This window comes from Micromonospora sp. S4605, assembly GCF_003176715.1.
GTDB lineage: Bacteria > Actinomycetota > Actinomycetes > Mycobacteriales > Micromonosporaceae > Micromonospora > Micromonospora echinaurantiaca.
This window is the reverse complement of the sequence record NZ_QGSW01000232.1, coordinates 1-6,702: the sequence shown is the minus strand read 5'-3', so window position 1 is coordinate 6,702 and position 6,702 is coordinate 1. Positions and strand designations below refer to the sequence as shown.

Below are 6,702 nucleotides of genomic sequence, written 5' to 3'. Positions count from 1 at the left end.
GTCAGGGGCGCGGGGTGCCGGGGGTCGAGTATTCTTGGCGACCGTAAGGCGATGACCCGGCCATCACCGGCGAGCCTCCGGAAGAACAGCCGGGTGACCGGCCCAGTAGAACCGGACGGGTCCGGCCCGTCACAGCCGGCCAACGAGCGGGCGGTCGATCCTGACCGCCAAGCGGGGTGGTACCGCGGGCCCACCCGGGGCGCCGACAGGCGTACCGGAAAGGCTCGTCCTCGCAGACCCACACGACGCGTGAGCTGCTGAGGAGAGCGACCCCCGATGGCCTATCCGTTGCACGACCCGACCGCCGCCGGCGTGCCGGCGAGCCCGGACCTGCCCGCGGTCGAGCGCCGGGTGCTGGAGCACTGGACGGCCGACAAGACCTTCGAGGCCAGTGTCGAGGCCCGTCCCGCCGGCACCGACGGCAAGAACGAGTACGTCTTCTACGACGGCCCACCGTTCGCCAACGGCCTGCCGCACTACGGCCACCTGTTCACCGGCTACGTCAAGGACGTGGTGCCGCGCTACCAGACCATGCGCGGCCGGCACGTGGAGCGGCGCTTCGGCTGGGACTGCCACGGCCTGCCCGCCGAGGTGGTCGCCGAGAAGCAGCTCGGCATCACCAGCAAGGCGGAGATCCTCGACCTCGGCGTGGCCCGGTTCAACGAGGCGTGCCGCACCTCGGTGCTGGAGTTCACCCAGGACTGGGAGCGGTACGTCACCCGACAGGCCCGCTGGGTCGACTTCACCAACGACTACAAGACCCTCGACCTGGACTACATGGAAAGCGTCATGTGGGCCTTCAAGACCCTGCACGACAAGGGTCTGGTCTACGAGGGCTTCCGGGTGCTGGCGTACTGCTGGCGCTGCGAGACGCCGCTGTCGAACACCGAGACCCGGATGGACGACGTCTACCGGGACCGGCACGACCCGACGCTGTCGGTGTGGTTCGAGCTGACCCCCGACGAGGGCGCCCCGGAGCCGGTGCGCGGGCCGGTGCGGCTCGGCGTCTGGACCACCACGCCGTGGACCCTGCCGTCCAACCTGGCGCTCGCCGTCGGCCCGGACATCGAGTACGCGGTGCTGGAGCGCGACGGCGACCGCTATCTGGTCGGCGTCGCCCGGCTGGCCGCGTACGCCAAGGAGCTGGAGGGGTACGAGCAGGTCGGCACGGTGAGCGGCGCGGACCTGGTCGGGCGCCGGTACACCCCGCTCTACGACTTCCTGGTCGAGCAGGCCGGCCCGAACGCCTACCAGGTGCTCGGCGCGGACTTCGTCACCACCGAGGACGGCACCGGGATCGTGCACCTGGCCCCGGCCTTCGGTGAGGACGACCAGAACACCTGCAACGCGGCCGGCATCCCGACCGTCGTCACGGTGGACGACCACACCCGGTTCACCGCGCTGGTCCCGCCGTACCAGGGCGAGCAGGTCTTCGACGTCAACAAGCCGGTGATCCGGGAGCTCAAGGAGCGGGGGGTGGTGCTCAAGCAGGACACCTACACCCACTCCTACCCGCACTGCTGGCGCTGCGACACCCCGCTGGTCTACAAGGCGGTGTCGTCCTGGTTCGTCGCGGTGAGCAGGTTCAAGGACCGGATGGTCGAGCTGAACCAGCAGATCAACTGGACCCCGGGGCACATCAAGGACGGCTCGTTCGGCAAGTGGCTGGCCAACGCCCGGGACTGGTCGATCAGCCGGAACCGGTTCTGGGGCTCGCCGATCCCGGTGTGGAAGTCCGACGACCCGACCTACCCGCGGGTGGACGTCTACGGCTCGCTGGAGCAGATCGAGCAGGACTTCGGCGTACGCCTGACCGACCTGCACCGACCGGCGGTGGACGAGCTGGTCCGCCCCAACCCGGACGACCCGACCGGCAAGTCGATGATGCGCCGGGTGCCGGAGGTGCTGGACTGCTGGTTCGAGTCCGGCTCGATGCCGTTCGCCCAGGTGCACTACCCGTTCGAGAACCGCGACTGGTTCGAGCACCACTACCCGGGTGACTTCATCGTCGAGTACATCGGGCAGACCCGCGGCTGGTTCTACACCATGCACGTGCTGGCCACCGCGCTGTTCGACCGGCCGGCGTTCCGCAACTGCCTCAGCCACGGCATCCTGCTCGGCTCCGACGGGCGCAAGATGTCCAAGAGCCTGCGCAACTACCCGGACGTCTACCACGTCTTCGACTCGTACGGGTCGGACGCCATGCGCTGGATGCTGATGTCCTCGCCGGTGCTGCGCGGCGGCGACATGGCGGTCACCGAGACGCTTATCCGGGACGCGGTGCGCCAGGTGCTGCTGCCGCTGTGGAACGTCTGGTACTTCTTCTCGCTCTACGCCAACGCGGACGGGTACCAGGCGCGCCGCCGGACCGACAGCAGCCACCTGCTCGACCGGTACGTGCTGGCGAAGACCCGGGAGCTGGTCGACACGGTCCAGGCGCAGCTGGACGCGTACGACATCTCCGGCGCCTGCGCCACCGTGCGGTCCTACCTGGACGCGCTGACCAACTGGTACGTCCGGCGTTCCCGGGACCGCTTCTGGGCCGGTGACCACAACGCGTTCGACACCCTGTGGACGGTGCTGGAGACGCTCTGCCGGGTGGTGGCGCCGCTGGCGCCGCTGACCGCGGAGGAGATCTGGCGCGGGCTCACCGGTGAGCGGTCGGTGCACCTGACCGACTGGCCGGACGCCACCGGGTTCCCGGCCGACCACGACCTGGTGGCGGCGATGGACGACACCCGGGCGGTCGCCTCGGCGGCGCTGTCGCTGCGCAAGGCGAAGGGCCTGCGGGTGCGGCTGCCGCTGGCCCGGCTGACCGTCGCCTCCCCGGCGGCGGAGCAGCTGCGGCCGTTCGCCGACCTGGTCGCCGACGAGGTCAACGTCAAGGCGGTGGAGTTCACCGACGAGGTGTCCGCGTACTGCCAGCAGGTGCTGACCGTGGTGCCCCGGGCGCTCGGGCCGCGGGTCGGCAAGCAGGTGCAGCAGGTCATCAAGGCGGTCAAGGCGGGAGAGTGGGAGCTGGTCGACGGCGCCCCGGTCGCCGCCGGGGTCACCCTGGCCGAGGGCGAGTACGAGCTGCGCCTGGTCGCCGCCGACGCCGAGCACTCCGCGCCGCTGCCCGGCGGCGAGGGCGTGGTCGTGCTGGACACCGAGGTCACCCCGGAACTGGCCGCCGAGGGGCTGGCCCGGGACGTGGTGCGGGTGGTGCAGCAGGCCCGCCGGGACGCCGATCTGGACGTCTCGGACCGGATCGTGGTGGCGCTGTCGGCGTCCGAGGAGGTGCGCGCGGCGGTGGCCGGGTTCGCGGACTTCGTGGCCCGGGAGGTGCTGGCCGACCAGGTCGACGTCGTGGCGGGCGTCGAGGGGTTCACCGGCGAGGTCGGTGAGGGCGATCGGGTGACGGTCGCCGTTCGCCGGGTATGAGATTCGGGTGAGCCGGCCGTAGTGGCCCCTTCCGTCGCGTTCGCGCGGCGGAAGGGCCGCTCCGGGCCCCTCGCCGCCCACCCGGACCAGCCCGCGGACCGCCCGCCACCCGCGCGGGGTGTCCGGGGGACGTCCGCTAACGTGACAGCGCCCGACCAGCCCGACCAGCCCGACCGCCGGAGGATCCGTGCCCCTGCTCTACACCATCGGCAAGCTCACCGTGGCGCCCGCGCTCCGGTTGGCCTGGCGCCCCACCGTGGAGGGGCTGGAGCACATCCCGCCGACCGGCGGGGCGATCTTCGCGGCCAACCACCTCTCGGTCGCCGACGAGCTGCTGCTGGGCACGGTGGTGCCCCGGCACCTGGCGTTCTGGGCCAAGTCGGACTACTTCAAGGGCACCGGGCTGCGCGGCTGGTTCAGCAAGGCGGTGCTCACCGGCCTGGGTGCGATCCCGGTCGAGCGGGCCGGTGGGCGGGCGGCGCTGTCGGCGTTCGACGCGGCGATCCCCGCGCTCAAGGGCGGTGACCTGGTGGTCGTCTACCCGGAGGGGACCCGGTCGCCGGACGGCCGGCTCTACCGCGGCCGCACCGGGGTGGCCCGGCTGGCGGTCGCCGCGCAGGTGCCGGTGATCCCGGTCGGCACCATCGGCACCGAGAGGGTCCAGCCGATCGGCGCCCGGATGCCCCGGCTGCTGCCGGCGGACATCACCATCCGGTTCGGCAAGCCGCTGGACTTCACCGGCCGGCCGGACGACCGGACGTCGCTGCGGGCGATGACCGACGAGGTGATGAGCGAGATCCAGAAGCTCACCGGCCAGGAGTACGTGCCCCGGTACGCCCCGCCGCGGGCGCACCCGGCGACCCCCGGTGACACCCCGGTCTGACGACGGCCCGACCCGGCCCTGGCTCGACCTCTCCCCGACCCCCGCTCGGCCGCTGCCTGGCCCCGGCCTGGCCCCGATCTGAACCCTGCCCGGCCTCGGCCCGGCTCGCCTGGCCCGGTCACGGCGGCTGGTCGCCGCGGTGGCTCTCCTGGTCGAGCACCTGGTCGACGTCGGGCAGCCGGTCGAGCTGGGCCAGCTGCCGGGCCATCCGGGCGTTGGGCGGGAGCCGGTTACGGTCGCGGGCCAGCAGGGCCCAGTAGCCGGCGGTGAACGGGCAGGCGTCCGCGCCGAGGCGCTGGCGCGGGTCGTACCGGCAGCCGCCGCAGTAGTCGCTCATCCGGTTGATGTACGCGCCGCCGGCCACGTACGGCCTGCGGTCCAGGTCGGCGTACTGGCTCAGGCCGATCGCGTTCACGGTCATCGCCCAGGCGTAACCGTCGACGAAGCCGCGGTGGAAGAAGTCGACCAGCTCGGCGGCGTGCCAGCCGCGTTGCCGGGCGTAGTTGCCGAGCACCATCAGCCGGGGGACGTGGTGCACCCAGCCGTGCTCACGCAGGTCGCCGAGGACGTCCGACAGGCAGCGCGCCCGTACCGCGTCGGCGTCCAGGTCGCGGAACCAGGCCGGCACCGACCGGCGGCCGGCCAGCTCGTCGCGGCCGGGGTGGCCGCGGCCGAAGTACCAGTACAGGTTCCACACGTAGTCGCGCCAGCCCAGCACCTGGCGGATGAAGCCCTCCACGGCGGCCAGCGGGGCGCCGTCGCGGCGGTACGCCCGTTCGGCGGCGCGCACCGCCTGCACCGGGTCGAGCAGGCCGAGGTTGAACGCGGACGACAGCGCGCTGTGCGCCATCCACGGGTCATCGGCGAGCATGGCGTCGGCGTACCGGCCGAAGTGGGTCAGCCGGTGCCGGAGGAAGTGCCGCAGCCGGGCCGTCGCCTCCCGGGTGGTGGCCGGGAACCGGCGCGGCCCGTCTCGCCCGACGAACCGGATGCCCTCCCGCTCCCACCGGTCCAGGTCGGCCCGGACCTCGGCGTCGATGTCGTCCTCCGTCGGCATCGGCGGAGGCGGCAGGTCGAGCCGGCGGGCGCCCTTCGGCGGCGGCTCCCGGTTCTCCGGGTCCGGGCTCCACCGGCCGCCGACCGGCTCGTCGCCGTCGACCAGCACCCGGTGGCGCTCCCGGGCGAACCGGTAGAACGCCTCCATCCGCAGGGCGCCCCGGCGGCCGTCCGCCCACTCGGCGAAGTCGTCGACAGCGGTGACGAAACCCCGGGGCGGCAGCACGGTGACCCGGTCCAGACTCCGGACGAACGCCAGCGCGGCCCGGGAGGTGGGGTGGCACACCTCCAGCGGCTCGCGGACCCCGCGCAGCGCCTGCCGGTACGTCTCGGTACGCAGGAAGATCGCCTGGTCGCCCAGCTCGGCGGCGCGGTGGCGCAGCGCGGACAGCACCAGGTGGGCCTTCTGCCGGTGGTACGCGCGCCGGCGGAAGACCGCCTTCGACTCGATCAGCAGGACCGGTTGGTGGCGGTGGTCGAGGAAGTGCGGCCCCAGCTGGTCGGCGAAGAGCCAACGCCGCGACATGCCCCGATTGTGGCCGTTTTATTCAGAAATGAGGACGAGGAAACCTCAGCCAATCGGCTCAGTTCTGGTCCGCCGTCACGATCTGCGTGCGCATCCGGTCGAGCAGTCGGGCGCTGTCGTCGACGGAGAGCCGGGTGAACACCGCGGTGGCGATGCTGCCGTGGTCGGCCGAGGTGCAGACCACCACGTCCGTACCGCCGTCCCGACCGACCGCGCAGCGTCCGTGCCGGCCGCGCACCCCGGTCTCGACCACCTGCGCCGCGCCGAGCCGGTACTGCGCGGTGAGCCGGTCCAACTCCTGCTCGGCGTCCGCCTCCGGAGTGAACCGGAAGCCGGTGCCGCCGAACACGGTGACCCGCTTGCCGTCCCCGGTGGCGTAGACGCCGGCGAAGGTCTCCTCGGCCAGCCAGTGCGCCTTGCGTACCTCGGTCTCCAGCTGCCGGGCGGTCTGCTCCGACCGGCTGTCGTCGCGCAGCCGCAGGTCGTCCACCTCGGCCGGCAGCGCCGCCTTGGCCGGGTACTGCGCGGCGATCGGCATGCCGTAGTAGGCCGGGCAGCCGCAGCAGCAGGCCAGGGTGAGCAGCAGCAGCCAGGGCCAGCGGCGACGTTTGCGGACGGCCACCGGGACGTACCCCTTGGGGGCCTGCCAGCCGGGCGGGGGCGCCACCGGCGGCGGGGTCTGCCTCCCGCGCCGCTGCGGGGGCGGCCGGACCGGGGCGGCCGGCGGCGGGGCCGGTGGTCGGGCGACGAAGGCCGGTGGTGGGGCCGGTCGGGCGACCGGGGCCGGTGGCGGGGCCGGCCGGGAGACCGGCGG

At 73.0% G+C, this 6,702-nt stretch carries 3 protein-coding genes and 1 pseudogene; 2 read left to right on the top strand and 2 right to left on the bottom strand.

Features of this window, described 5'->3' with window-relative positions:
• Positions 1-276: 276 nt before the first annotated feature.
• The gene (gene ileS / locus DLJ47_RS19800; protein WP_109901494.1) at positions 277-3,423 is read left to right on the top strand and encodes an isoleucine--tRNA ligase; all 3,147 of its coding nucleotides are present in this window, start codon (positions 277-279) and stop codon (positions 3,421-3,423) included.
• 187 nt (positions 3,424-3,610) lie between these two features.
• Complete coding sequence (locus DLJ47_RS19795) at positions 3,611-4,306, top strand: lysophospholipid acyltransferase family protein (RefSeq protein WP_109901492.1); 696 nt, start codon at positions 3,611-3,613, stop codon at positions 4,304-4,306.
• Between the two features lie 118 nt (positions 4,307-4,424).
• Here the strand turns inward: DLJ47_RS19795 and DLJ47_RS19790 are convergent, their stop codons facing one another.
• Both DLJ47_RS19790 and DLJ47_RS19785 read right to left on the bottom strand, forming a co-directional pair.
• The gene (locus tag DLJ47_RS19790; RefSeq protein ID WP_109901490.1) at positions 4,425-5,888 is read right to left on the bottom strand and encodes a cryptochrome/photolyase family protein; all 1,464 of its coding nucleotides are present in this window, start codon (positions 5,886-5,888) and stop codon (positions 4,425-4,427) included.
• A gap of 58 nt (positions 5,889-5,946) precedes the next feature.
• A pseudogene (locus tag DLJ47_RS19785) lies at positions 5,947-6,702 on the bottom strand (hypothetical protein); the annotation flags it as partial.